21 protein-coding genes are annotated in these 25661 nt (G+C 56.9%); 11 read left to right on the top strand and 10 right to left on the bottom strand.

Going from position 1 to position 25661, the window contains the following annotated elements; translation table 11 throughout:
* The first annotated feature begins 110 nt into the window (after window positions 1–110).
* Complete coding sequence (mmuP, locus tag OVA10_RS19945; RefSeq protein ID WP_100777490.1) at window positions 111–1511, top strand: S-methylmethionine permease; 1401 nt, start codon at window positions 111–113, stop codon at window positions 1509–1511.
* Window positions 1498–2430, top strand: coding sequence for a homocysteine S-methyltransferase (mmuM, locus tag OVA10_RS19940; RefSeq protein WP_100777489.1), 933 nt, complete (start codon window positions 1498–1500; stop codon window positions 2428–2430). The genes mmuP and mmuM overlap by 14 nt, the downstream gene beginning before the upstream one ends.
* A 77-nt stretch (window positions 2431–2507) precedes the next feature.
* On the opposite strand, the gene fbpC is transcribed toward mmuM, so the two are convergent.
* The 6 genes from fbpC to OVA10_RS19910 form a co-directional block, all read right to left on the bottom strand.
* Window positions 2508–3554, bottom strand: a complete 1047-nt coding sequence (fbpC, locus tag OVA10_RS19935) for a ferric ABC transporter ATP-binding protein (RefSeq protein WP_268196670.1) — start codon at window positions 3552–3554, stop codon at window positions 2508–2510.
* 4 nt (window positions 3555–3558) lie between these two features.
* The gene (locus OVA10_RS19930; RefSeq protein WP_268196669.1) at window positions 3559–5637 is read right to left on the bottom strand and encodes an ABC transporter permease; all 2079 of its coding nucleotides are present in this window, start codon (window positions 5635–5637) and stop codon (window positions 3559–3561) included.
* 77 nt (window positions 5638–5714) lie between these two features.
* Window positions 5715–6746, bottom strand: a complete 1032-nt coding sequence (locus tag OVA10_RS19925; protein ID WP_100777486.1) for an ABC transporter substrate-binding protein — start codon at window positions 6744–6746, stop codon at window positions 5715–5717.
* A 12-nt stretch (window positions 6747–6758) separates the two neighbouring features.
* Window positions 6759–8060: an MFS transporter family glucose-6-phosphate receptor UhpC gene (gene uhpC, locus OVA10_RS19920; protein ID WP_123429411.1), complete on the bottom strand. Its 1302-nt coding sequence runs from the start codon at window positions 8058–8060 to the stop codon at window positions 6759–6761.
* Window positions 8061–8145: 85 nt separating this feature from the next.
* A complete protein-coding gene (locus OVA10_RS19915) occupies window positions 8146–9687 on the bottom strand; it encodes an MASE1 domain-containing sensor histidine kinase (RefSeq protein ID WP_268196667.1) in 1542 nt (513 codons plus the stop codon).
* The gene (locus tag OVA10_RS19910) at window positions 9687–10316 is read right to left on the bottom strand and encodes a response regulator transcription factor (RefSeq protein WP_100777483.1); all 630 of its coding nucleotides are present in this window, start codon (window positions 10314–10316) and stop codon (window positions 9687–9689) included. The genes OVA10_RS19915 and OVA10_RS19910 overlap by 1 nt, the downstream gene beginning before the upstream one ends.
* Before the next feature lie 269 nt (window positions 10317–10585).
* Here OVA10_RS19910 and tauA point away from each other — a divergent pair, with 269 nt between their 5' ends.
* Genes tauA through tauD form a run of 4 tightly spaced genes read left to right on the top strand, consistent with a single transcriptional unit; the run spans window position 10586 to window position 14000 of the window.
* Window positions 10586–11548 (top strand): taurine ABC transporter substrate-binding protein, encoded by a 963-nt coding sequence (gene tauA, locus OVA10_RS19905; RefSeq protein ID WP_095280932.1) that lies wholly within the window; start codon window positions 10586–10588, stop codon window positions 11546–11548.
* Between the two features lie 12 nt (window positions 11549–11560).
* Window positions 11561–12328 carry a taurine ABC transporter ATP-binding subunit gene (tauB, locus tag OVA10_RS19900; protein ID WP_102104338.1) on the top strand — a complete coding sequence of 256 codons (768 nt, stop codon included), beginning with the start codon at window positions 11561–11563 and terminating at the stop codon, window positions 12326–12328.
* The gene (gene tauC, locus OVA10_RS19895; RefSeq protein ID WP_181827390.1) at window positions 12325–13152 is read left to right on the top strand and encodes a taurine ABC transporter permease TauC; all 828 of its coding nucleotides are present in this window, start codon (window positions 12325–12327) and stop codon (window positions 13150–13152) included. Before tauB ends, tauC begins: the two co-directional genes overlap by 4 nt.
* Entirely contained in the window at window positions 13149–14000 is an 852-nt protein-coding gene (gene tauD, locus OVA10_RS19890) for a taurine dioxygenase (RefSeq protein ID WP_123429407.1), read from the top strand. Before tauC ends, tauD begins: the two co-directional genes overlap by 4 nt.
* Window positions 14001–14078: 78 nt before the next feature.
* Here tauD and OVA10_RS19885 read toward each other — a convergent pair whose 3' ends face one another.
* Both OVA10_RS19885 and hemB read right to left on the bottom strand, forming a co-directional pair.
* A complete protein-coding gene (locus OVA10_RS19885; RefSeq protein WP_268196666.1) occupies window positions 14079–15779 on the bottom strand; it encodes a lysophospholipid acyltransferase family protein in 1701 nt (566 codons plus the stop codon).
* Window positions 15780–15909: 130 nt separating this feature from the next.
* Window positions 15910–16884 carry a porphobilinogen synthase gene (gene hemB, locus OVA10_RS19880; RefSeq protein ID WP_100777467.1) on the bottom strand — a complete coding sequence of 325 codons (975 nt, stop codon included), beginning with the start codon at window positions 16882–16884 and terminating at the stop codon, window positions 15910–15912.
* A 476-nt stretch (window positions 16885–17360) separates the two neighbouring features.
* Between hemB and OVA10_RS19875 the strand changes: the two genes are divergently transcribed.
* Both OVA10_RS19875 and OVA10_RS19870 read left to right on the top strand, forming a co-directional pair.
* On the top strand, window positions 17361–20135 hold the full coding sequence (locus OVA10_RS19875; protein WP_268196665.1) for an autotransporter outer membrane beta-barrel domain-containing protein: 2775 nt from the start codon (window positions 17361–17363) through the stop codon (window positions 20133–20135).
* Window positions 20136–20229: 94 nt separating this feature from the next.
* Complete coding sequence (locus OVA10_RS19870; RefSeq protein WP_181827393.1) at window positions 20230–20856, top strand: helix-turn-helix domain-containing protein; 627 nt, start codon at window positions 20230–20232, stop codon at window positions 20854–20856.
* A gap of 5 nt (window positions 20857–20861) precedes the next feature.
* Here OVA10_RS19870 and ampH read toward each other — a convergent pair whose 3' ends face one another.
* On the bottom strand, window positions 20862–22019 hold the full coding sequence (gene ampH / locus OVA10_RS19865; protein ID WP_181827394.1) for a D-alanyl-D-alanine-carboxypeptidase/endopeptidase AmpH: 1158 nt from the start codon (window positions 22017–22019) through the stop codon (window positions 20862–20864).
* 204 nt (window positions 22020–22223) lie between these two features.
* On the opposite strand from ampH, the gene OVA10_RS19860 reads away from it, so the two are divergent.
* The 3 genes from OVA10_RS19860 (at window position 22224) to OVA10_RS19850 (ending at window position 25207) form a co-directional block, all read left to right on the top strand.
* Window positions 22224–22757: an isochorismatase family protein gene (locus OVA10_RS19860; RefSeq protein WP_268196664.1), complete on the top strand. Its 534-nt coding sequence runs from the start codon at window positions 22224–22226 to the stop codon at window positions 22755–22757.
* A 114-nt stretch (window positions 22758–22871) separates the two neighbouring features.
* On the top strand, window positions 22872–24092 hold the full coding sequence (gene sbmA / locus OVA10_RS19855) for a peptide antibiotic transporter SbmA (protein WP_102104331.1): 1221 nt from the start codon (window positions 22872–22874) through the stop codon (window positions 24090–24092).
* A gap of 14 nt (window positions 24093–24106) precedes the next feature.
* Entirely contained in the window at window positions 24107–25207 is a 1101-nt protein-coding gene (locus tag OVA10_RS19850; RefSeq protein WP_268196663.1) for a DUF1615 domain-containing protein, read from the top strand.
* 3 nt (window positions 25208–25210) lie between these two features.
* On the opposite strand, the gene OVA10_RS19845 is transcribed toward OVA10_RS19850, so the two are convergent.
* Complete coding sequence (locus OVA10_RS19845) at window positions 25211–25513, bottom strand: DUF2755 family protein (protein ID WP_100777460.1); 303 nt, start codon at window positions 25511–25513, stop codon at window positions 25211–25213.
* Window positions 25514–25661: the final 148 nt, after the last annotated feature.

The raw sequence follows: 25661 nt of genomic DNA, 5'->3' as shown, positions 1-25661 counted from the left end.
AGCGCGCGCCGCGCCCGGCTGCGGCTGGTTCATGGCTAGCTTTTTGTTAACAATCACGGTATAACAAACCTTCTTTGGATGTTTAGATGTCCATACGTTTAGAAGGTAATATGCAAACAGAACAAGAAAATGGGCAGCTAAAGCGCACCATGAAAACCCGCCACCTGATTATGCTTTCGCTGGGTGGCGTGATTGGGACAGGGTTGTTTTTCAACACGGGTTACATCATTTCCACCACCGGTGCGGCCGGGACGCTGCTGGCGTATCTCATCGGCGCGCTGGTGGTATGGCTGGTAATGCAATGCCTGGGGGAACTCTCCGTGGCGATGCCGGAAACCGGCGCGTTTCACGTTTATGCGGCGCGCTACCTCGGCCCGGCGACAGGGTATACGGTGGCGTGGCTCTACTGGCTCACCTGGACGGTCGCCCTCGGTTCGAGCTTTACCGCCGCAGGATTCTGTATGCAGTACTGGTTCCCGCAGGTTCCGGTATGGATCTGGTGCGTGGTCTTCTGCGCCGTCATTTTTGCCCTCAACGTCATCTCCACGCGCTTTTTCGCTGAAGGGGAATTCTGGTTCTCGCTGGTCAAAGTGATCACCATCATCGCCTTTATTATTCTGGGCGGGGCGGCAATCTTTGGTTTTATCCCGATGCAGGACGGCTCACCCGCACCGGGGCTGGCGAATATCACCGCAGAAGGCTGGTTCCCGCATGGCGGTCTGCCGATCCTGATGACGATGGTGGCGGTCAACTTTGCCTTTTCAGGGACGGAGCTTATCGGTATCGCGGCGGGCGAAACGCAGAACCCGCATAAAGTGATTCCGGTGGCGATCCGCACCACCATCGCGCGGTTAATCATTTTCTTTATCGGCACCGTGTTTGTGCTGGCGGCGCTGATCCCCATGCAGCAGGCTGGCGTTGAAAAAAGCCCGTTCGTGCTGGTGTTCGAGAAAGTCGGCATTCCCTATGCGGCGGATATTTTTAACTTCGTGATCCTGACGGCGATCCTCTCGGCGGCCAACTCCGGGCTGTATGCGTCGGGGCGCATGTTGTGGTCACTTTCCAATGAAAAAACGCTGCCGCGCTGCTTTGCGCAGGTCAATAAAAACGGCGTCCCGCTGACGGCAATCTCCGTGAGTATGCTGGGCGGCGTTCTGGCGCTGTTCTCCAGCGTCATCGCGCCGGATACGGTGTTTGTCGCGCTCTCGGCTATTTCAGGTTTTGCGGTGGTGGCGGTGTGGATCAGCATCTGCGCGTCGCACTTTATGTTCCGCCGTCGCCATCTTCAGGCCGGAAAAACGCTGGGCGATCTGCAGTATCGCGCGCCGTGGTATCCGCTGGTTCCGGTGCTGGGTTTTGTGCTGTGCCTGGTGGCCTGCGTCGGGCTGGCGTTTGATCCGACCCAGCGTATTGCCCTTTACTGCGGGCTGCCGTTTGTCGCCCTGTGTTATGGTGCCTACTACCTGACTCAAACCTCAAAAACCCAGGAGCCTGAACATGTCGCAGAATAATCCGCTTACCGCCCTCCTTGAAACACAGCCCTTTATCGTGCTGGACGGAGCGATGGCGACGGAACTGGAAGCGCGCGGTTGTCACCTTGCCGACAGCCTGTGGTCCGCCAAAGTGCTGGTGGAGAACCCGGAGCTGATCCGCGAAGTGCATCTCGATTATTTCCGTGCCGGCGCGCAGGTGGCGATCACCGCCAGCTATCAGGCGACGGCAGAAGGGTTTGCCGCACGCGGCTACGATGAAGCGCAATCCCGCGCGCTGATCGGCAAAAGCGTGGAGCTGGCGCGCAAGGCGCGTGAAGCCTGTCTGGCGGAAAACCCGCAGGCGGGCACGCTGCTGGTGGCCGGTTCCGTGGGGCCTTACGGCGCGTTTCTGGCGGACGGCTCAGAATATCGCGGGGATTACGTCCGAAGTGCTGCGGCGTTTACCGATTTTCACCGTTCGCGGGTAGAAGCCCTGCTCGATGCGGGGGCCGATCTGCTGGCCTGCGAAACGCTCCCCTCTTTTGCGGAGATCACCGCGCTGGCAGCGCTGCTGGAAAGCTATCCCCGCGCGAAAGCGTGGTTCTCGTTTACCCTGCGCGACAGCGAGCATCTGAGCGACGGCACGCCGCTGCGGGAGGTAGTGGCTGCGCTGGCGGATAATCCGCAGATTGTGGCGCTGGGGATAAACTGTATTGCGCTGGAAAACACCACGGCGGCGCTTCAGCATCTGCACACGCTGACGGATCTACCGCTGGTGGTCTATCCGAATTCCGGTGAGCACTACGACGCGGTGAGCAAAACCTGGCACCATCACGGCGAAGCCTGTGAAACGCTGGCGGGGTACCTGCCGCAGTGGATTGCGGCAGGGGCGAAGCTGATTGGCGGGTGCTGTCGCACCACGCCGAAGGATATTGCTGAGCTTAAGGCTCTGCGCTAAGCATCGCCGGGCGGCGGCTTCGCCTGACCCGGCCTAAAAACCCGCAGGCCCGGCACGCGTAGCGCTGCCGGGCAAACTCACGCCGCGTCTGCCAGCACAAACATGCCGTACGGGTGGATCTCCAGGTAGTAATGGTCGCCTTCGTTGGGCTGCAGACGCGTGGCGTTAACCTGCAGCAAAATCTCCTGCCCGTGCCACTCCACAATTACCTCGTACTGCGGCCCCATGTAGGCGACGTGACGAATAGTACAGCGCTGGCTGTCGTCTCCGCGTTCGCTCAGGGTGATGGCTTCCGGGCGCACGCCGACGGAGCCGGAACCTTCATGCGCAAAGTGCATCGGGCGCGGCAGACGATAGCCGTGGATCTCCACGTAATCGTCGCTGAAGCGGGCCGGGAACAGGTTTGCATCGCCCATAAAGCTCGCCATAAAACGCGACGCGGGCTGGCGATAGAGATCCTGCGGCGAACCGATCTGCATAATATTGCCTTTGTTCATTACCAGCACCGTGTCCGACACCGCAAACGCCTCGCTCTGATCGTGCGTGACGTAGAGTGAAGTGATGTTGAACTGCTTTTGCAGCTCGCGAATTTTGTCGCGCATACTGCGGCGCAGGTTGGCGTCGAGGTTACTCAGCGGCTCATCAAACAGCAGCACTTTCGGTTTGAGGATCAGCGCACGCGCCAGGGCCACGCGCTGCTGCTGGCCGCCGGAGATCTGATCGACATAGCGATCTTCAAATCCTTCCAGATCGACCATCGCCAGCGCCTCTTTCACCCGCGCTTTGGTTTCCGCGCGCGACACGCCGAGCATTTTCAGGCCGTAGCCTACGTTCTCGCCCAGCGACATATGCGGAAACAGGGCGTAAGACTGGAACACCATGCAGATATCACGCTGCTGGATGGAGCGATGAGTCACATCCTCACCATCAATCAGAATCTGCCCTTCAGTCGGCTTTTCCAGCCCAGCGACCAGGCGCAGAACGGTGGTTTTCCCACAGCCGGACGGGCCGAGGAGCGTCACCATCTGTCCCTGCGGGATCGCCTGGTTGATGTTCTCGATAACGGTATTATTCCCGAAGCGCTTGGTGACATTGCGCAGTTCAACGAAATGTTTCTGAGTCATAGTTTTACGCCTGGTTTTTAGCTTTGGAACGGGAGGTACGCGCCTCACCGATCAGCCAGTCAAAGAGGAAAATGATCGCCAGCATGACCACAATCAGGATTGAGCCGTAGGCAATCGCCACGCCGTATTCGCCGTCTTCCACGCGGTTCAAAATGTAGGCCGTGGCCACGCGGGTGTCTGGCGTGACGAGGAACACAATGGCGCTGACGGTAGTAATGGCACGCACGAAGCTGTAGATCAGCGCCGACAGAATCGCCGGGCGCAACAGCGGCAGCAGAATGTGGGTGATGGTGCGCAGGGAGCCCGCACGCAGGCTAAGAGAGGCCTCATCGAGCGATTTGTCGATCTGCCCTAGGCCCGCAATCCCGGCGCGAATGCCGACCGGCACGTTACGCATCACCATCGAAATAATCACAATCGCCGCGGTGCCGGTGAGGTAAACCGGGGCGCTGTTAAAGGCCAGAATGTACGACACACCCGCCACGGTACCCGGCACTGCGAAGCACAGCATGGTGGTGAATTCGATGGTCTTTTTGCCTTTGAACTGCTGGCGCACGACGACCCAGGCGATCAGCAGACCAAAACCGGCGGTGATCGGCGCGGCGATCCCGGCGTAGAGCAGGGTATCGAGCAGTGAAGGCCATGCGCCGTCGCTCATGCCCTGGCCGAACAGCTTGATAAAGTTATCCAGCGTCAGGGTGTAATCCACGCCCCAGTTGACCGTAAAGCTGCCGTAGAAAATGCTACCGTAAAGCAGGGCGTTAAAGGCGATCCACACCGTCAGCAGGGCGACCACGCTCCACACCAGCGTCACCGGCAGGGGCTGCACGTCGCCACGGTAGGATTTGCCGGAGACCGTGACGTACGAGCGCTTACCGATCCACATGTACTGAATGCAGAACACCAGCAGGGAGAAGACCAGCAGGAACGCGCCGAGGGTGCTGGCGGCCTGATAATCGAGCTGCGAGCCGGTGATGTAGAAGTAGATTTGGGTGGCTAATACGTCGAAGTTACCGCCGAGCACCAGCGGGTTACTGAAGTCGGCCAGCGACTGGACGATCACGATCAGAAACGCATTGGCGAGCGCCGGTTTCAGCAGCGGCACGAAGACGCCGTTAAAGGTCTGCCAGCGGCTGGCGCGCAGCGTATAGGACGCCTCTTCCAGCGAGGGATGAATGGTTTTGATCGCGCCGTCGAGGATCATAAAAGCCATCGGGGTAAACGCCAGCACCTGCGCCAGCCAGATACCGGTGAAACCGTACAGCCAGTTGGTGTTGGTCAGGCCGAACCAGTCGACCATCAGCTCGGTGATGTAGCCGGAGCGGCCCATCATCAGCGTCACGCCTAAACCCACCACAAACGGCGGGGTGACGATCGGCAGGATCGAGAAGATGCGGCCAATGATGGCGCTGCGTTTCGCGATGCGGGTGGTGTAGATCGCCAGCACCAGCCCGAAGAAAGTACAGCCGATACCGACGGCAATCGACAGCAGCACGGAGTTGATAATCACCTGCACGATGTGCGCCTGCGACAGCACATTCATAAAGGCCAGCGGGGCGAACTCCCCGGCGTCGTTGGTGAACATCGGAATGAAAATCGCGATGCTCGGCCAGACGATAAAGATGCCGATCAGGGTCACAATGGTGATCAGCGAGCCAATCACAAAGCGGTCGCCGCCCAGCCATTCCAGACGCGTCAGCGCCAGAGTCATAATCGCGCCGAGAGCAACGAACAGCACAATGGTGGCAAAGCCTAACCCGCGTCCTTCCACCGTAGCGCTGACGACGATAAAGGCCATGCACAGCAGCGCCCAACCGGCGTCGAGATAGTGGCGGCTGCGCTGCTCGCGCTTCGCTTCGTTAAACGGCCGCACCAGCAGCAGGCTTGGCAGCAAATACCACAGCCAGCTGATATTGAAATGGGACCAGCTGTAGGCGTCGAGAATCTCCTCGCGCGTCGACTCCAGCAGGCCGTAATCGAGGCTCCAGCTCGGCAGCAGCGCAAACGCCAGCCAGCCGACTAAAACCCACAGGAATACCGCATCCCGTTTTTTGACGGGATGAAGAGCGAGTGTGTGTGACATAAGTTTTCCGGGTGTTGAGGAAAATGTTGGCCGGGTCACGCGCTGACGCCACCCGGCATTGACCACGTATCGCGGGCTTATTTACCCATCTTCACGTCGCTGACCCATTTGTTGATCAGCGCTTTGCGCACATCCGTTGAGCCGTACTTGTCCATGTCGTAGCTAATCAGCTTCAGATCGTCGAGTTTCAGGGAGTTCGGCGACGTCTCGGCGGTAGTGTTGGTCAGGATTTGGTAGGATTTGCCTTTCTTCCACGCCAGCTCCTGCGCCTCTTTTGACAGCACCCAGTCCACGAACAGCTTCGCGTTCTCTTCGTTACGCGCGCCTTTCAGAATGCTGACACCGCCGATCTCATACCCGGTGCCTTCGCACGGCGAAATCAGCTCCAGCGGTGCGCCCTGCTCTTTTTCCAGCGAGTAGTCGTGCAGGAAACCAATGCCGATCGCTGTTTCACCGCGCGCGGCGTTACGCGCCGGGGCGATGCCGGATTTGGTGTACTGGGAGACATTCCCGTTGAGCTGTTTCAGATAGTCGAACGCCTGATCTTCGCCCCACAGCTGCACGAAGGTTGCCAGTGCGGTATAGGCGGTGCCGGAGCTTTGCGGATCGGCGATCTGGATCTCGCCTTTGTATTCCGGTTTGGTCAGATCTTTCCAGCACTTCGGTACCGGCAGGTTTTTCTCTTTCAGGCGCTGGGTGTTGACGCCAAAGCCCAGAATACCGACGTAAACGGCAGAGGAGAGGTTGCCTTTCACCTTGGCGGGATCGCGGAATTTCTCCATGATCTGCTCAAGATTTTTTGATTTGTATGGCTGCAGCAGCCCCATTTCCCCGGCCTGAGACTGAGGGTCCAGCGTGCCGCCGTACCAGACGTCTGCCTGCGGGTTTTTCTTCTCGGCATCGACTTTCGCCAGCGTGCTGCCGGAGCCGTTGCGGATAAACGAGGTTTTGACGTCGTACTTATCGCCGAACGCTTTGGTTTCGACTTCGCACATTTCGTTGGTGGCGCTGCAATAGACCACCAGACGGCCTTTGGCCTGTGCGGCACCGGTCAAGGTAGCCAGCGCGATCCCGGAAGCAATGAGGGTAGAGAGAAGCGTTGTTTTCATTATTCAGCCCTTTTAAGACGTTATGTGACTGCGAGAAGCGGTGATGCCCGACATCAGCAGCGGCATCAGTAATAAACCCATCAGTACGGCGGCGATGGAGAGCAAACTGAACATCCCCGACCAGCCGTAATGTTCAATAACCAGTGACAGCGGCCATCCGGCAAGCGACGCCCCCATATAGGCAAAGACGCCGAGAAAACCGGTTATTGAGCCTGCCGCCTGCTTGTGTCCGCATTCGACGGCGGCAAGACCAATCAGCATTTGCGGCCCAAAGACAAAAAATCCGACCGCAAAAAAACAGATCGCCAGCAGGGCGTAGTGGTGAACCGGCGCCAGCCACAGTGCGGCGACAGAAACCATCAGACCCAGCGTGAAGAGCAAAATCATCGGCGCACGCTGCCCGCTGAACAGCAGATCCGAGCCCCATCCGGCGAACAGCGCGCCGAGCAAACCGCCGACCTCAAACAGCATCACCGTCGCGTTGGCGCTGAGCAGATTGACGCCGTGGCTCTCCGATAGCCAGATGTTCCCCCAGTCGTTCAGCGCGATGCGGATCAAATAGACCAGCACATAGGAGGCGCCGAGCAGCCAGATCATCGGGTTTTGCAGCATGGTGGTGCGTAACATCTGCCACAAACCCATCGGCGGACTTTGCTGCTCCTGGCGCAGCTCCAGCGGATCGTTGCGCCACTGCCCGACCGTTGGCAGACCCTCTTCCTGCGGTGTCCCCCGCAGTTGCGTGGTCAGCCAAATGCCGAGCACAATGCTGATAATCCCCGGTGTCAGCATCGCCGCCTGCCAGCCCCAGAGATGGGCGGCAAAGGCACATATCAGCGGAATAATCGCCCCACCGATGTTGATGGAGGTATTCCAGCATCCCCACCAGAAGCCGCGCTCGTTGCGCGAATACCAGTGAGTGAGCAGGCGCGCGCAGGGCGGCCAGCCCCATCCCTGAAAGAATCCGTTCAACGTCCAGATGAACAGCAGCAGGCCAAACGAATCGCTGAAGGTAAACAGCACGTTCAGCACCCCGGTGGCCAGCAGGCCGATCCCCATAAACGCCCGCTGTCCGTGGCGGTCATGCCACAGTCCGGCGGCAAATTTCGACAGACCGTAGCTCAGATAAAACAGCGACCCGATAAGCCCGATATCGCTTTTACTCAGTCCCAAATCCATCTGCAGGGCGGGCAGAACGTAATTGACGCTTTTGCGCGTCAGGTAAAACGCCGCGTAGCCCACCACCATGCACAGCAACAAGCGTGGGCGCAGGGCCCGATAGCGTTGAGAAATCTGTTCAGCAGACAGTGCGTGCATGGCGTTCTCCGTTTGAGCTGACTGTAGGGAAGTGCAAGGCAAAAGGGATGAGAGAAAGTCTGGAGTGACTAAGACTTTTTCCTGGTTAGTGCGGTGTTTGTTGCAAAATTGTGGGCAGGTTAACAATTACGCGCGTGCCGCCCTGCGACTCAAGGGTGAATTCACCGCCCAGGGCGTGTACGCGCTCGCGCATGCCCTGAATACCAAAGCCGGGCGCATTGTCCGGTGCAATTCCGCTGCCGTTGTCCGTGACCTCCAGCAACAGGCGGCCATTGTGCTGGCGCAAGACGATCCGCACTTCGCTGGCGTCTGCGTGTTTGCTGACGTTATTCAGCAACTCCTGCAACAGGCGATAGAGGGTAAAGACCAGGGTTTCGTTTTGCGGCGGCGCGGCCAGCTGCCAGTCAAAACGGCAGTCGATGCCGCGCTCGGCAAAGGCGAATTCGTTCACCAGATGGTGCAGCGCCTCCTGAAGCGAGAGTTCATCCAGCACCGGCGGACGCAGCTGGCGCAACAGCTGGCGGGTCGAATGGTGGATGCGTCGCGCCAGCTCGTTGATCTGACCGGCGGCTTCCACCGCCAGGGGGGTATCTCCCGCGCGTTTGACTAACTGGGACTGGATCTGAATCGCCGTGATGTTCTGGCCGATTTCGTCGTGTAGCTCGCGCGCCAGATGCTTGCGGGTATCTTCTTCCGTGTGGATCAGTTTTTCGGTCAGCGCCCGACGGGCCTGCAGCTCCGCTTCGAGCCTGCGGCGATAGTGATCGAGATTCAGCGCCAATTGCTGCTGACGGCTGATGGCGATCCCCAGCCCGATGCCAAGCAGGGACTGGGTGGCGAGAAAAATCTCCAGTTCCAGCAGGTCCGTAAACCCTACGCCCACCTGACGGGCAATGGTGATCATCATGCTGCCAAGCAGACCGGAGAGCACGCCGCCCTGCCAGCCGAATTTCCACGCCATCACCACGTTTGGCAGGAACACCACAATCAGCAACAGGCGTTCCAGAGCGGGGGAGAGCACCATCTGCGTGCCGATCCCGATGATGAAAAACAGGCTGCACCAGATGATCAGCGACGTGCGCAGGGGCGGATTGGTCGTGTCCAGCCCGAGAAGATGGTAGCGATGCTGCTGGCGTAAAAACTCAAACACCAGATAGACGAACGGTGTCAGCAGCACGCCGCCGGTAAAAGAGGCCAGCCCCAGGAGCGTGGCGGGGCTTTGCAGAAACGGTGCGAGGCACAGGGTTTGCAGCAGCGCGTTGACGCTCACCGCCGCAATCAGCAGCGACAGTCGCTGCCAGTACAGGGGAAAACGGTGCCAGTAGCGTTGCACCGCGTAAGCACTGAGTAGCCCGAGGGGCGGCGCAGCCAGCATCAGATAGCTTGTCAGTAACTGCTCACTGTGCAGCCAGAGAATGGCGGCGAGCGTCGGCAATACCACGGCGGGCCAGAAACGGCGCGACAAAAGGATCAGCAGCGCCAGATAGACGCCCTGCGGCAGAAAAAGCACCGCCTGCTGGCCGTTGTGAGTGAGATAAAAACTGAGCGTCCACAGCATCAGCCAGCCGGTTCCCCAGGCCAGCATAATAAACAGGGAGAGAACAATGTGCCGCAGGGAGCGCCGCATCAGTGGCCCGTCAGCAGCTGATTGTCGAGAGCGAAATGCACCAGCTCAATGGTGCTGCTGCACTGCAATTTTCCCAGCACGTTGGCGCGGTGGACGTGAACCGTCTTATGGCTCAACTCGAGGGTAAAGGCGATGGCCTTGACGCTTTCGCCTTTTACCAGCAGGTCGAACACCTCCCGCTCACGCGGGGTGAGGACATCGAGCACTTTCGACACCGGCTGGCCGCCACGCAGGGCTTTGACCGCGTCGGCGCAGAGATAGTGGCCGCCCATGCCGACGGAGCGCACCGCCTGCACCAGCTCCTCCGGGCCGCAGCGCTTGGTGAGATACCCGCTGGCTCCGGCGTCGAGCGCGCTTTGCACGAAAGCGGGCGTGTCATAGATGCTCAAAATGATGGCGCGAAACGTCGGGCGCTGCTGGCGCAGACGCTTGAGCAGGCTAAGCCCGTTTTCATCGGGCATGGCGACATCCAGCACCGCGACGTCAATCTCGCTGTGGGTTAACGCCGACCAGGCGTCAGCCGCACTGCTGTACTGGCCTTCGACCACCAGGTCGTCCTCCAGATTTAACAGCTGCGCAAAACCCGACCGCACTACCACATGGTCATCCACCAGCACCACTTTGATCATTTCATCTACCCTGGCTGAATACTGGCTCTATGATGCCTGTCGCCACCCGGCTGGCAATCGTGTGCGCACGGATATGGAACGAATGTAACAAAATTGCAATAAAGACGTCGGGCGGCCAGTGCAGACGGAATGCTATCTGCACGAAATTCACTATCCTTTGCCACTTTTTTTCTAAAAACTGTTAGGAATTACAGATTCTTTTTTATTCCTTTATCAAAATTCCCGCGCCAGAAATACTGCTCCCATAACAAGAGAGGGGAGCAGACATTATGGCAATTTCATCGCGTATCACATTACTCGGCGCACTGGCGCTGTGGGCATTTCAGGCGCAGGCGGTCGATGTGACCGTCGCGTATCAAACCTCCGCTGAACCGGCGAAAGTCGCGCAGGCGGACAACACCTTCGCCAAAGAGAGTGGGGCAAAGGTCGACTGGCGCAAGTTCGACAGCGGCGCGAGCATCGTGCGGGCGCTGGCGTCGGGTGATGTGCAGATCGGTAATCTCGGCTCAAGCCCGCTCGCCGTGGCGGCCAGCCAGCAGGTGCCGATTGAAGTGTTTCTTTTGGCCTCGCAGCTCGGCAATTCCGAAGCGCTGGTGGTGAAGAAAAATATCACTAAGCCCGAAGATCTGATCGGTAAACGCATCGCGGTGCCGTTTATCTCAACCACCCACTACAGCCTGCTGGCGGCCCTTAAACACTGGGGGATCAAGCCGGGTCAGGTGCAGATTCTGAACCTGCAGCCGCCGGCAATTATCGCCGCCTGGCAGCGCGGGGATATTGACGGGGCCTATGTCTGGGCACCGGCAGTCAACGAACTGGAAAAAGACGGCACCGTGCTGACCGACTCGGAAAAAGTGGGTCAGTGGGGCGCGCCGACCCTGGACGTCTGGGTGGTGCGCAAGGATTTCGCCGAGAAACATCCTGAGGTGGTGAAAGCCTTCGCCAAGAGTGCCATCGACGCCCAACAGCCCTATATCGAAAATCCGGATGAGTGGCTGAAACAGCCTGCCAATCTGGAAAAACTCTCGCGCCTGAGTGGGGTGCCTGAATCCGACGTGCCGGGGCTGGTGAAGGGCAACACCTATCTGACGCCTGCGCAACAGGTGCAGCAGCTGTCCGGGCCGGTGAATAAAGCGATTGTCGATACTGCCGGGTTCCTGAAAGAGCAGGGCAAAGTACCTGCGGTGGCGGCGGATTACAGCCAGTTCGTGACCGATCGTTTTGTGAAGTAACGGGAGGCCGTGATGCTGCAAATTACAAACCTGTCCGCCAGCTACGGCGGGAAACCTGCGCTGGACGATATCAATCTGACGCTGGATAGCGGTGAGCTTCTGGTGGTGCTTGGGCCTTCCGGCTGCGGGAAAACCACGCTGCTCAATCTGATCGCCGGGTTTGTTCCGTATCAGCACGGCACCATTCACCTGGAAGGTAAACGCGTGGAAGGCCCCGGCGCCGAGCGCGGCGTGGTCTTTCAGAGCGAAGGGCTTCTGCCCTGGCGCAACGTGCAGGAGAACGTGGCCTTCGGTCTGCAATTAGCGGGAGCCGAGCGTGCCGGGCGTCTTGAGACGGCGCGCCAGATGCTGAAAAAAGTGGGGCTGGAAGGGGCGGAAAAACGCTTTATCTGGCAGCTCTCGGGCGGCCAGCGTCAGCGAGTCGGTATTGCCCGTGCGCTGGCAGCCAATCCGCAGCTGTTGCTGTTGGATGAGCCGTTTGGCGCGCTGGATGCTTTCACCCGCGAGCAGATGCAAACCCTGCTGCTGCGCCTGTGGCACGAAACGGGTAAGCAGGTGCTGCTGATTACGCATGATATCGAAGAGGCGGTGTTTATGGCCACCGAACTGGTGCTGCTGTCACCGGGACCGGGCCGCGTGCTGGAGCGTCTGCCGCTGGACTTTGCCCGCCGCTACGTGGCAGGGGAACCGGTGCGCAGCATCAAATCCGATCCGCACTTTATTGCTCAGCGCGAATACGTGTTGAGCCGTGTATTTGAGCAGCGGGAGGCGTTCTCATGAGCATTGTTTTTAGCGAAAAACGGGCCGGAAAACGTTTCACCCTCCGCTGGCCGTTTTCACGTCAGATCACCCTGAGCGCAGGCACCTTGCTGGTGTTGCTGGCGATATGGTGGGCGGTGGCGGCGCAGCAGTGGGTTAGCCCGCTGTTTCTGCCCCCGCCGGGTCAGGTGTTGACGAAATTGGTCTCCATCGCCGGTCCGCAAGGCTTTATGGATGCGACCTTATGGCAGCATCTGGCGGCGAGCCTGGGGCGCATTCTGGTGGCGTTGCTGGCGGCGGTGATCGTCGGTATTCCGGTGGGGATTGCGATGGGGCTAAGCCCGACCGTGCGCGGGATCCTCGATCCGCTGATTGAGCTTTATCGGCCGGTGCCGCCGCTGGCCTATCTGCCGCTGATGGTGATCTGGTTTGGTATCGGTGAGACCTCAAAGATCCTGCTGATCTATCTGGCCATTTTTGCCCCCGTCGCCATGTCGGCGCTGGCGGGGGTAAAGAGCGCCCAGCAGGTGCGGATCCGCGCGGCGCAGTCTCTGGGAGCCAGTCGCGCACAGGTGCTGTGGTTTGTGATTTTACCCGGCGCGCTGCCGGAGATTTTAACCGGTTTGCGCATTGGTTTAGGCGTGGGCTGGTCGACGCTGGTGGCGGCAGAGCTGATTGCCGCAACGCGCGGGCTTGGCTTTATGGTGCAGTCGGCAGGCGAATTTCTGGCGACGGATGTGGTACTGGCAGGGATCGCGGTCATTGCCGTGATTGCCTTTAGTTTAGAACTGGGGCTGCGCGCGTTACAGCGTCGCCTGACGCCCTGGCATGGAGAGATACAATGAGTGAACGTCTGACCATTACCCCGCTGGGACCTTATATCGGCGCGCAGATTTCGGGCCTCGACGTGACGCGCCCCCTGAGTGATAACCAGTTTGAGCAGTTGTACCACGCGGTACTGCGCCATCAGGTGGTCTTTCTGCGCGAGCAGGCGGTCACGCCGCAGCAGCAGCGCGCCCTGGCACTCCGTTTTGGCGATCTCCATATTCACCCGGTCTATCCGCACGCGGAAGGGGTGGAAGAAATTATCGTGCTGGATACCCATAACGATAATCCACCGGATAACGACAACTGGCACACAGACGTCACGTTTATCGAAACGCCGCCCGCCGGGGCGATTCTGGCGGCCAAGCTGCTGCCGGAAACCGGGGGCGATACCTTATGGACCAGTGGGATTGCCGCCTTTGAGGCGCTGTCGGCGCCGCTGAAACAGCTGCTGAGCGGTTTGCGGGCGGAGCACGATTTCAAGAAGTCGTTCCAGGAATATAAGTACCGCAAAACGGAAGAGGAGCATCAGCGCTGGCAGGAGGCGGTCGCGAAACACCCGCCGCTGCTGCATCCGGTGGTGCGCACGCATCCGGTCACGGGCAAGCAGGCGCTGTTTGTGAATGAAGGCTTTACCACCCGAATTGTGGATTTGAGCCAGAAAGAGAGCGAGGCGCTGTTAGGGTTCCTGTTTGCACATGTGACGAAGCCGGAGTTCCAGGTGCGCTGGCGCTGGCAGCAAAACGATCTGGCGATCTGGGATAACCGTGTGACGCAGCATTACGCCAATGCTGATTATCTGCCGCAGCGCAGGATAATGCAGCGGGCGACGATATTGGGCGATAAGCCATTTTATCGCGCGTCATAATGGTTTCGGGTGGCGCAACGCTTTCCCGCCCTGCGTTTTACAGGCCGGGTAGGGGGAGGCCGCCACCCGGCAAAAAAGTTAAAGATGTGCCTCAATATACCGCTGATACCGGTTCGCCTTCAGATAGCATAAATCCACCAGCACCAGCCCATCCACACAGTTGTTGAACGCCGGATCGCTGCCGAAATCGATAAACTGCACGCCGCCTGGCTCGCACAGTTCGGAATACTGTTTGTAGAGCGGGGGAATGCCGCAGCCCAGATTCCCGAGCAGCGACTTGAGCTTTGTTAAATCCTCGACGTAATTCACGCCGCCAAACTGCGCCAGCACATCGGGCAATGATGCCGGATAGGGCTGGCGGGAGGCGGCCAACGGGTGACTGGCCGGGAACCACAGACGGTAAAACGCCACCAGTAGATCGCGCGCGGCAGGAGGCAGCCCACCGGAGATGGACACCGGACCGAACAGATAGCGATATTGCGGGTAACGCGCCAGATAAGCCCCAATCCCTGACCATAGATAGTCCAGTCCACGGCGGCCCCAGTAGCGCGGCTGAATAAAGCTGCGGCCAAGCTCGATGCCGTGCTCCAGCACGTCCTGCATTTTGTCGTCGTAGTGAAACAGGCTGTAACTGTACAGACCCTCCAGCCCGCGATGCGCAAGCTGTTTTGCGGTGGGGATAAAGCGGTAGGCGCCGACAATTTCCAGCTCTTCGTCATCCCACAGGATCAGATGCAGATAATCATCGTCGTAGCTATCGGTGTCGCGACGCTTACCGCTGCCCTCGTCCACGGCGCGAAAAGCGATCTCACGTAAACGCCCCAGTTCTCGCAGCAGGGGCGCGTCTTCTTGTCCGTTGCGTTGCCACAGATAAATCCCTTTCCCATCGGCGGTTTTACCGAGGCATTCAGCCAGCGCCAGCTCGCGTTTTAGCGTGGCCCGATCTTCCGGGCGGGCGATAGCGCACTGGGTTTTGAACCTCCCCGGCAATCCCTTGCCAAGACGCATCACGTGCTGGCGGCATTGCTCGGCCATGTCACGGGGTGAAAGGGTTGAACTGAACCAGTGGCTCCAGGCAATCTGCTGGCCGATTTTTATCGGTAAGGTGCTGTGGCGGCGGCGGAACATCTGCTGCATTAACAGCAGCAGCGAAAGTGTCGGTGAGACCAGCGTGGAGGCATAAAACAGCACACTGTTATGTGCCTGAATATGAACGGGCAGCAGCGGCGCGCGCAGTTTGCTGGCCAGTTTGATGAAGCCAGAATGCCACTTTTTATCGCGGATACCCTTGCGGGTCGGACGTGAGACTTCGCCTGCCGGGAAAAAGATCAGCACACCTGCGTTTTGCAGGTGGTTTTCCATCTGCACGAGCGACGATTTCGCCGTTTTTCCGCCCATGTTGTCCACCGGGATAAACAGCGAGCTGAGGGGTTCGAGGTGCGTCAGCATTCGGTTGGTGACCACTTTCACATCGCGACGTACGCGGGAAACCGCATACAGTAGCGCCAGACCATCCAGCGTGCCGGTGGGGTGATTGGCAACAATAATCAGCGGGCCGTATTCGGGGATCTGTTCGAGGTCGCGTGCGCAGAGAGTGCAGAGAATATCCAGATGTTCCAGAATCTGCTCCACCATATCCAGCCCTTTCAGGTGGCGGTGTCGGGCGGCGAACTGCTGGAACTCGTCTTCGTAGAACAGCTTTTTTAACAGGCTTTTTTGCCAGGGGGCGGGTTTCGCCTGAGGCCAGAGATCGTCAAGAACGCTATCGAGACTGAACATGATGGTTTCTCCTGTCGTCTTGCCGAGACAGTAGAAGCACCCGATGTCGTTTGTATGGCAGTTTGATGAAGTTTCGTAGGGACAGGAACAGGCCGGGCAGGGCGAAGCCGCCACCCGGCACATGGGCGAATTAACGCAGGATTTTCTTCTCGGCCAGATCCAGCGCGAAGTAGCTGAAGATCAGATCTGCCCCCGCGCGTTTGATCGCGCCCAGGCTTTCGAGGATCACTTTCTCTTCATCGATCGCACCCGCTTGCGCGGCAAATTTGATCATCGCGTATTCGCCGCTCACCTGGTAGGCACCCAGCGGCAGCTCGGTACGCTCGCGGATGTCGCGCAGGATATCCAGGTAAGCCCCGGCGGGTTTGACCATCAGGCAATCGGCACCCTGGGCTTCGTCCAGCAGAGACTCGCGGATTGCTTCGCGGCGGTTGAGTGGGTTCATCTGATAGGTTTTGCGATCGCCCTTCAGCGCAGTGCCAGCCGCTTCGCGGAACGGGCCGTAGAAGGAAGAGGCGAATTTGGTGGAGTAGGACATGATCGCGGTATCGGTGAATCCAGCCGCGTCCAGCGCCTGGCGAATCGCCTGCACCTGGCCGTCCATTGCCGCTGAAGGCGCAATGAAATCTGCGCCGGCTGCGGCAGCAACGACGGCCTGCTTGCCGAGGTTAATCAGGGTGGCATCGTTATCCACACCGTGATCGCAGAGCACACCGCAGTGGCCGTGAGAGGTGTATTCGCAGAAACAGGTGTCGGACATGACGATCATTTCCGGCACGGCCTCTTTGCAGATACGCGACATGCGCGCCACAAGGCCGTTTTCCTTCAGTGCATCACTGCCGGTGGCGTCCGTGTGGTGCGAGATCCCGAAGGTCATCACCGAGCGGATGCCCGCGTTGGCAATGCGCTCAATTTCACGCGCCAGGTGTTTCTCCGGAATGCGCATAACGCCCGGCATGGCGTCGATGGCTTTGTAGTCATCGATCTCTTCTTCAACAAAAATCGGCAACACCAGATCGTTCAAACTGAGTGTTGTCTCTTCAAACATAGCGCGCAGCGCGGGGGATTTGCGCAGGCGACGGGGACGTGCAATTAAATCGGTCATGGGATGCCTGATGTCTGTAGAACAATAGCGCATATTGTACCTGAAATGACCGTTCGCTGTTTTACGAAAGTGGTGGTTTTGTTAGAAAAGCGGTGAGAAGTGCAGGGAAAAATGTTGCCACCAGAGCAAGGGCATCCGGTTATTCTCTATTTGAAAGTAACCTGAGCAAAGCGTTTAATTTATTCATGATATTTCTTAGTGCTGCCATTACTATTTTTCTGACATATTTCATTGGGCGTAAATATATTAATTAACATGGTTGAAAACGCGTGTAATTCATTGTGTTTATGACGCTTTGATAATTTCTTATTTATATCTGCAGAACTCTTTTTGTTATTTGTCTGGATACGGACTTAATGGAATCATTCATTGAACCTTTTTGAAGTGAGGTCGCATAATTCCCACCGCACGATATTTAGTTGCACTTGTGTTTTTACGGACAAACTTGCTTACGTCCCTGAGGAGGGATTGACTCAATGCAAACATGGAAAAAGAAACTCGCCGTATCTCAAATTGCATTAGCCTGCACGCTGGCTATCGCTTCTCAGGCTAATGCTAAGGACATTTCCGGTACAACATATAATACCTTCGGCTATGACAACACGGTCTCTACCCCCTGGTTTGACGGGTATGCAGACTGGGGATATTCAGACGCCAGCCACGATGGCGATATTTATCCTGTCATCAATAAATCCACCGTGAATGGCGTTATTTCCACGTACTATCTGGACGATGGTGTGGGTGGTCGTGCCAATGCGCTGAGCATTTCAAACAGCACCATCAATGGAATGATCACCTCTGAGTGCAAGTCTGACACCTGCGCAGAGGGATTAGATGCGGACGGTACGACACATTCTCAGTACGATCGTTTCAGCCTGACGGTAGATAATTCCACCATCAATGATACCTATGAGCATTATGCTTATGACGTTGTGAATGGTGATAAAACCGAAACCCATTATCTCGATACCTATGCCGCAGGTAATGCCATTACGCTGGACACTGAATCCGATATTGTTATCCAGAATAACTCCCACGTTGCGGGTATTACCCTGACTCAGGGTTATCAGCAGGTTGATAATACGCCTTATGATGACGTCGAAGGTGTAGCCAATAGCAACCATGTCTTTACGGATACGCTGGTGGTGAAAGATTCCGTACTGACTTCCGGTGCTTACAGCGATCTGGGGACCAACGGTTTTTATGGCCAAAGTGCGAAGCCGAGTGACTATGGCGAAACCAATGCCACAGCAGCGGACGATGCAGCGCTGATCGTTGCATCAAGCGGTGCAGACAACGCCATGCAGACCACCGCGACGTTTGATCACTCCACCGTTACAGGCGACATCCTGTTCTCCAGCACCTTCGATAACAACTTCTTTGAGAACGGCGATCCGGCGACGGATACGACAGACGATGGCGTCTATAACCCAACCACCAACGGCTGGGATGGCACCGATAAACTGGATGTGACCTTAACCAACGGCAGTAAGTGGGTTGGCGCAGCACAGTCCAGCGTTGAAGCTATCGGTACTGCACAGATGTACGGTCTGGGTTATACCGGCGTTGACTGGACTACGCTGTCACCAAATAGTATCTGGCCAGATTCTACCTTCGATACTAATTCCCATGTCGCCGGTGAAGAGGTTTATCAGAGCGGCCTGTTTAACATCACTCTGGACAACGCGTCTGAGTGGGATACGCGTAAGCTCTCCAACATCGACACGCTGGCGGTAAAAAACCAGTCACAGGTCAATGTTGAAAACTCTGGCCTGCTGGCTGACAGCATCACCCTCACCAACGGCTCATCACTGAATATTGGCGATAGCGGTGGCGTGGCAACAAACAGTCTCTATCTCGACAGCTACAGCCAGGCTGCGCTGACGGAAGAGACCGCTGAGCTGTATGCCAACACCATTACCGTGGATAACGGTGCGGAACTGGCGCTTGGTCTGGGTCAGGTTGATACGCACAACATGGTGCTGACGGATGGCGGTGTGCTGAACGTGGCGAGCCGTGACTACGTGCTGAATTCCGACCTGAACAACGCTCGTTACGTTACCAACGATAAGAGCAAAGCCGATTACGATTACGGCGTGGTTGCGCTGAACTCCGACGGTCACCTGGCGGTGAACGGCGAAGCCGCAGGTAACTACAAAGTGCGTATCGACAATGCGACGGGTGCAGGTTCCATTGCTGACTATAAAGGCAATGAAGTCATTCGTGTCTATGACAACAATGCAGACACACAAGCAACCTTCACCGCAGCCAACAAAGCCGATCTGGGCGCTTATACTTACCAGGCGCAGCAGCAGGGCGACAGCGTGGTGCTGCATCAGGAAGAGCTGACTGACTACGCGAACATGGCACTCAGCATTCCTTCTGCAAACACCAATATCTGGAATCTGGAGCAGGATGCCGTGGGTAACCGTCTGACCAACAGCCGTCATGGCCTGGCAGACAAAGGCGGCGCGTGGGTGAGCTACTTCGGTGGCAACTTCGACGGCGATAACGGCGAAATCAGCTACGATCAGGATGTTAACGGCGTAATGGTTGGTCTGGACACGCAGATTGACGGCAATAACGCCAAATGGATCCTGGGTGGTGCAGCAGGCTTCGCGAAAGGCGACGTGAGCGATCATTCTGGTCAGGTTGATCAGGATAGCCAGACGGCGATGATCTACTCATCCGCGTACTTTGTTAACAACGTCTTTATTGATAGCTCACTGAGCTATACCCGCTTCAATAACGATCTCTCTGCCACCATGAGCAACGGCCAGTATGTGGACGGTAACACCACTACGGATGCCTGGGGCTTCGGTCTGAAACTGGGCTACGACTGGAAACCAAATACTTCTGGTTATGTCACGCCGTACGCCGCTGTGTCTGGGCTGTTCCAGTCTGGCGACGATTATCAGTTGAGCAACGACATGCGTATGGACGGTCAGTCCTACGACAGCATGCGTTACGAAGCAGGTATCGATGCGGGCTATACCTTCAACTACGGTGGCGAGCAGGCACTGACTCCGCACTTCACGCTGGCATACGTTTATGACGATGCAAGCAACGATGCGGATATCAACGGCGACATCATCGACAACGGCGTGAAAGGGTCTGCTGTGCGTGTTGGTCTGGGCACTCAGTTCAGCTTCACCAAAAACTTCAGCACCTATACGGAAGCTAATTACCTTGGTGGCGGTGATGTTGACCAAAACTGGGGCGCAAACCTGGGTGTGAAATACACCTGGTAATGCCTGAATCGCGGGGAGGTTCCTCTCCCCGCGTTTTTAACTATAACGACAATAATGAAACAGCACCGATAAGTAAGGATAGCTTGAGGTCTGTATGAATCCTGATGCGAAACCCCTTTCTGAATTTAAACGGCTCGAGCAATGTCTGAAAGCCGAGAGCACACCCTTTAAAGCCTCTGCGCATAATATTATTTACCATGAATGCTTCGATAAAGAACAACATACCTTTGTCATACAGACGGGAATAGTGGCAATCCATCGTCGGCCCGACGATCTTCTCCTCGGAATAGTGACGACCCCTTTCATTCTTGGCCTCACGGCGGGAATGATGGAACACCTGCAGGAATATACGATGGTGGCACACTCATCCTGCAGCGGTTTTTATCTTCCGGCCGCCACTGCCCGTCAAATTATTCAGCAATCTCATCTTTGGCATGACGCATTTTGCTGGCTGTCATGGATAAACCGAATATTAGAAAAGCGGGATATGCAACTGGTCGGAAATAACTCCTACAGCCAGATTCGTGCCATGCTGCTGGATATGGCGGAATGGGATGAAACCCTGCGCTCTAAAATTGGTGTGATGAATCATATTCAGCGCAGCACGCGTATTTCGCGTTCCGTTGTGGCGGAGGTGTTGTCGGCTTTACGCCAGGGGAATTATATTAATATGAACCGGGGCAAACTGGTTAGCATCAACCGTTTGCCCGCAGAATATTAATTCGATCAGGATGCGGGAACGACCTGGGCTTTATTTCCGCTCAGTTCGGTCACAAGATTATTGATCCCATCACTCATATTGATAAACCGGGTATTTGGCGAGCGGGTGACCACCACGAACGCACCGACATTTGACTGCGGAATCATCGCCATATAGGTGATGAATCCGCCGCCGCCGCCCGTTTTTTGAATAATACCCGGACGTCCATCTTTTGGTGCCATATAGACCCAGCCCATGCCCAGCGCATCGGCTTTGCCTGGGACATCCATCCCAATCACGCGATGAAGCTGATTGCGTTTATAAATCAGGGTCTGCATGCGATCGGCCTGATTGCTGCGGGCGTAGAAATCGGACGAGAGGAACTGCTGCATCCAGCGCATCATATCGCCGGGCGTGGAGTAAACCCCGCCGCTGCCAATCGCTGCCAGGGTGTTATTACACGGGCTTGCCCCTTTCTCCGCCACCATCAGGCGCTTGCACTGATCGGGAGACGGCGTAAAGGTGGTGTCTTTCATCCCCAAAGGCCGTGTGATCTGCTCTTCAAACAGCTGGGTATAAGGTTTTCCCGATGCCGTCGCCAGCGCATCGGCCAGCAGATCGAACGCCAGATTCGAATAGGCGGCCTGAGCACCAGGCGCGGATTTCAGCGTGGCGTTTGTCAGGTAGGTCCAGCGCTGTTCGCGCGTCGGCCAGACGAACACTGGGCGATGCGCCGCGCCGCCGGGCTGTTCACGCGGCAGGGCGCTGGTGTGCGTCGCCAGATTCACCAGCGTAATCGGTGTCCCTTGATAAGAAGGCACGCGCGACCCAGGTGGTGCGAATTTGCTTAAGGGATCGTTGAGTTTGACCACGCCCTGATCGAGCAGCTTCACCAGCATTTCACTGGTCATCAGCTTGGTCAAAGAGGCAATGCGAATGACCGAATCAAGCTGTGGACGGACATTGCTGCCAGGACGCGTTTCACCAAAACTGCGAAACACACGCTGATTGCCATCAATCACGACCAGCGCCATACCCGTTGCGCCACTGCCGTAATAGATAAGATTGGCGTAGCGGTCCGCGATATCAGAAGCGAAAACAGGTGCCGTCAGCGGCTGGGCAGCCTGGACAGACGTTAGGCTCACCGCACACAGCGCGGCGAAGGAAAGCAGACAACGTTTCAACGAAAAGCATCCATGAAGTGAATGAAAGAAGTAATGCGTATTTATACTACTAAACGGCGCGGTGCAAAGGGCCGAATTGCATAACGATAGCGGGAAAAACGTAACCACGGGTAAATAAGAACAATTTCGTTGCAATCAGTCTCCTGTTTTGTGACATCGGGCTTATGATAGGGGCTGGTATGACTCAATTCTTCGGAGACGGTGATGGCTGATAAACGTGTGGTGATGGTGGTCGATATGCAGCAGGGCGTGTTTGCGACGCCTCGTATTCAACGCGAACAATGCGTTTCGCGAATCAATCAGCTTACGCACGCCGCCGATACGGTGATATTTATTCAGCACATCGAAGCGGGTGGACTGGAGGAGGGGAGCGAAGGTTTTGCGTTGCTGCCTGATCTGCATCAGCCAGCGGGGGCGTTTTATGTCACCAAAACCGCCTGCGATGCGTTCTATCGCACTCAGCTCGAAGCATTGTTAACAGAACACGGTATTCAGCAGTTCGTCATCTGCGGGTGTGCAACCGACTACTGCGTGGACACCACCCTCAAAAATGGCGTGAGCCGGGGCTATCACATCACGGTGGCGGAAGATGCGCATACCACCGCACATCGCCCGGCGGCCGAGGCGCAGGTGCTGATTAAGCACTATAACGAGGTCTGGGGCACCCTTAGCGCACCGGGTAATGCGCCCACTGTGAAACTCACCGAAACAATTCTTGCCGGGTGGCAGGCGAACTAACCTATAAACCACAGGTCTATTTTTTCTGCATGCGCCGGTGAGCGGCGCGTGGCGGGTTTTTCGTGTGGTATTTTGTTGAACACAGCAACGCCATAACAACAAGAAGGAAGCACCATGTTTAAGTCTTTTTTCCCAAAGCCGGGACCCTTTTTTCTCTCGGCGTTTATTTGGGCGCTGATCGCCGTCATTTTCTGGCAGGCGGGTGGCGGTGCGTGGATTGAGCGCATAACCGGCGCAACGGGCGATGTGCCTATCAGCGCGGCGCGCTTCTGGTCCCTCAGCTATCTGCTGTTTTACGCCTACTATGCGCTGTGCGTAGGGCTGTTTGCCCTGTTCTGGTTCAGCTATGCGCCGCATCGCTGGCAGTATTGGTCGATTCTCGGCACAGCGCTAATCATCTTTGTCACCTGGTTTTTGGTGGAGGTCGGCGTTGCGGTCAACGCCTGGTACGCGCCGTTCTACGATCTGATTCAGACCGCGCTCAGCTCTCCGCACAAAGTCACCATCAATCAGTTCTATCATGAAGTCGGGATTTTCCTCGGCATCGCGCTGATCGCAGTTATTATCGGTGTCATGAATAACTTCTTCGTCAGCCACTACGTCTTTCGCTGGCGTACCGCGATGAACGAACACTATATGGCGCACTGGCAGCAGCTGCGTCATATCGAGGGGGCCGCGCAGCGTGTGCAGGAAGATACGATGCGTTTCGCCTCCACGCTGGAAGATATGGGCGTGAGCTTTATCAACGCCATTATGACCCTCATCGCGTTTCTGCCGGTGCTCGTCACGCTCTCCGCGCACGTTCCGGAGCTGCCGATTGTCGGCCATCTGCCTTATGGCCTGGTGATTGCGGCTATCGTCTGGTCGCTGATGGGGACCGGGCTTCTGGCGGCGGTGGGGATAAAACTGCCGGGGCTGGAGTTCAAAAACCAGCGCGTGGAAGCCGCCTACCGTAAAGAGCTGGTCTACGGGGAAGACGACCCTGAACGCGCCTCACCACCGACCGTTCGCGAGCTGTTTGGCGCGGTGCGTCGCAACTACTTCCGCCTCTATTTCCACTACATGTATTTCAACATCGCCCGCATCTTATATTTGCAGGTTGATAACGTTTTCGGTTTGTTCCTGCTGTTCCCGTCGATTGTGGCAGGTACGATTACGCTCGGTCTGATGACTCAGATCACCAACGTTTTCGGTCAGGTTCGCGGTTCGTTCCAGTATTTGATTGCATCATGGACTACGCTGGTTGAGCTGATGTCGATCTATAAGCGTCTGCGCAGTTTCGAACGCGAGCTGGACGACCAGAACTTGCAGGAAGTGACCAACACATTAGGTTAAAACAGGGAGTTGCTATGCCATTTGCCGTACCACGCGCGTTACCCTTATCACTGCTGGCCGCTCTCGTGCTGGTCGGATGCGCCGACAAAGGTGCCGCGCCGCTGAAAAAGGGCGAAAAGCCTGTTGATGTGGCAAGCGTGGTGCGTCAGAAAATGCCCGCCAGCGTCAAAGATCGCGACGACTGGGCAATCGTGCTGGCGAAAACCTTCGAGAGCCAGAAGCTTGCCCCGACCGAGGAGAATATCTGCTCGGTGCTGGCGGTGGCGCAGCAAGAGTCCATGTACCAGTCCGATCCGGCGGTGCCTGGGCTTAACAAAATTGCCTGGAAGGAGATAGACCGCCGGGCAGAAAAAATGCACATCCCGGTTTTTCTCGTCCACACGGCGCTCAAAATCACTTCGCCTAACGGCAAAAGCTACAGCGAGCGGCTGGATACGGTTAAAACCGAGAAACAGCTGAGCGCCATTTTCGATGATTTTATCGATATGGTGCCGATGGGGCAGAAGCTGTTTGGCTCGCTGAATCCGGTGCACACAGGCGGCCCGATGCAGGTCAGCATCGACTTTGCCGAGAAACATACCCGCGGCTATCCGTGGGAAATCGACGGTACGGTGCGCCAGGAGGTGTTTTCTCTGCGCGGTGGGCTGTGGTTCGGCACTTACCATCTGCTGAATTATCCCGCCAACTACAGCGCCCCGCTGTATCGTTTTGCTGATTTCAACGCGGGCTGGTATGCCAGCCGTAACGCCGCTTTCCAGAATGCGGTAAACCGCGCGACGGGCGCGAAGCTGGCACTGGATGGCGATCTGATTGCTTACGGCAGCAGCGAGGCGGGCACAACCGAGCAGGCGGTGCGCAAACTGGCGATCAAACTGGATATGAGCAACAGCGAGATCCGCCGTCAGCTGGAGAAAGGGGACAGCCTGGCATTTGAGAAAACGGATCTTTATCAGCAGGTGTTTAAGCTGGCGGAGCAGAAGAGTGGCAACGCGTTGCCGAGAGAAGTTTTGCCGGGCATTCAGCTTGAAAGCCCGAAGATCACACGCAATCTCACCACGGCGTGGTTCGCGAAACGCGTCGACGATCGTCGGGCTCGCTGTATGTCACTGAACTAAACGTCAGTGATGACGACGCCAGCGCAGCACCAGGGCTATCACACCGAGGATGGCACAGCCTGCGAGAAACGGAATCAATCCGAAGATGGTGCTGACACCTAAACCAATTTCAACATGCGGTCGGCCTGTGTCCTGGACCTGCATCAGGTGTTCATAAACGCCCGGTGCATGCACCAGCATATTCAGAAGCTGTGACCCTGCCCAGAAACAGAACAGCACAAACAGGGCATAGGCGATGTTGCCGGACGTGGAGGTTCTCGGTTTTTTGCCACCAAAAATCGGCTTCGCCAGTGTAAAGTCTGCCATAAAAACCTCCCCCTATTTCATTCTGGCAATGTGCCAGTCATACAAGGTGAGTCTGACAGGTCATAGCATTTGTCAATATCAGAATCGTGGTAATTTGGACGAGGGAATGCTCCTGGTTTAGCAATTTATGTCTTACATCACATTTTGC

This window comes from Lelliottia sp. SL45, from assembly GCF_026672535.1.
Classification (GTDB): domain Bacteria; phylum Pseudomonadota; class Gammaproteobacteria; order Enterobacterales; family Enterobacteriaceae; genus Enterobacter; species Enterobacter nimipressuralis.
Note: the sequence above shows the minus strand (reverse complement) of the source record. Positions and strands in the feature narration are given on the sequence as shown.

Excerpts from the sequence above, each read along its gene's own strand:
- OVA10_RS19870 (WP_181827393.1), top strand. The coding sequence starts at position 20,230 with ATGAATCCTGATGCGAAACCCCTTTCTGAATTTAAACGGCTCGAGCAA.
- mmuP (WP_100777490.1), top strand. The coding sequence starts at position 111 with ATGCAAACAGAACAAGAAAATGGGCAGCTAAAGCGCACCATGAAAACC.
- mmuM (WP_100777489.1), top strand. The coding sequence starts at position 1,498 with ATGTCGCAGAATAATCCGCTTACCGCCCTCCTTGAAACACAGCCCTTT.
- sbmA (WP_102104331.1), top strand. The coding sequence starts at position 22,872 with ATGTTTAAGTCTTTTTTCCCAAAGCCGGGACCCTTTTTTCTCTCGGCG.
- hemB (WP_100777467.1), bottom strand. The coding sequence starts at position 16,884 with ATGACCGATTTAATTGCACGTCCCCGTCGCCTGCGCAAATCCCCCGCG.
- tauA (WP_095280932.1), top strand. The coding sequence starts at position 10,586 with ATGGCAATTTCATCGCGTATCACATTACTCGGCGCACTGGCGCTGTGG.
- OVA10_RS19875 (WP_268196665.1), top strand. The coding sequence starts at position 17,361 with ATGCAAACATGGAAAAAGAAACTCGCCGTATCTCAAATTGCATTAGCC.
- fbpC (WP_268196670.1), bottom strand. The coding sequence starts at position 3,554 with ATGACTCAGAAACATTTCGTTGAACTGCGCAATGTCACCAAGCGCTTC.
- OVA10_RS19925 (WP_100777486.1), bottom strand. The coding sequence starts at position 6,746 with ATGAAAACAACGCTTCTCTCTACCCTCATTGCTTCCGGGATCGCGCTG.
- OVA10_RS19930 (WP_268196669.1), bottom strand. The coding sequence starts at position 5,637 with ATGTCACACACACTCGCTCTTCATCCCGTCAAAAAACGGGATGCGGTA.
- tauC (WP_181827390.1), top strand. The coding sequence starts at position 12,325 with ATGAGCATTGTTTTTAGCGAAAAACGGGCCGGAAAACGTTTCACCCTC.
- uhpC (WP_123429411.1), bottom strand. The coding sequence starts at position 8,060 with ATGCACGCACTGTCTGCTGAACAGATTTCTCAACGCTATCGGGCCCTG.
- OVA10_RS19910 (WP_100777483.1), bottom strand. The coding sequence starts at position 10,316 with ATGATCAAAGTGGTGCTGGTGGATGACCATGTGGTAGTGCGGTCGGGT.
- OVA10_RS19845 (WP_100777460.1), bottom strand. The coding sequence starts at position 25,513 with ATGGCAGACTTTACACTGGCGAAGCCGATTTTTGGTGGCAAAAAACCG.
- tauB (WP_102104338.1), top strand. The coding sequence starts at position 11,561 with ATGCTGCAAATTACAAACCTGTCCGCCAGCTACGGCGGGAAACCTGCG.
- OVA10_RS19885 (WP_268196666.1), bottom strand. The coding sequence starts at position 15,779 with ATGTTCAGTCTCGATAGCGTTCTTGACGATCTCTGGCCTCAGGCGAAA.
- OVA10_RS19915 (WP_268196667.1), bottom strand. The coding sequence starts at position 9,687 with ATGCGGCGCTCCCTGCGGCACATTGTTCTCTCCCTGTTTATTATGCTG.
- tauD (WP_123429407.1), top strand. The coding sequence starts at position 13,149 with ATGAGTGAACGTCTGACCATTACCCCGCTGGGACCTTATATCGGCGCG.
- OVA10_RS19850 (WP_268196663.1), top strand. The coding sequence starts at position 24,107 with ATGCCATTTGCCGTACCACGCGCGTTACCCTTATCACTGCTGGCCGCT.
- OVA10_RS19860 (WP_268196664.1), top strand. The coding sequence starts at position 22,224 with ATGGCTGATAAACGTGTGGTGATGGTGGTCGATATGCAGCAGGGCGTG.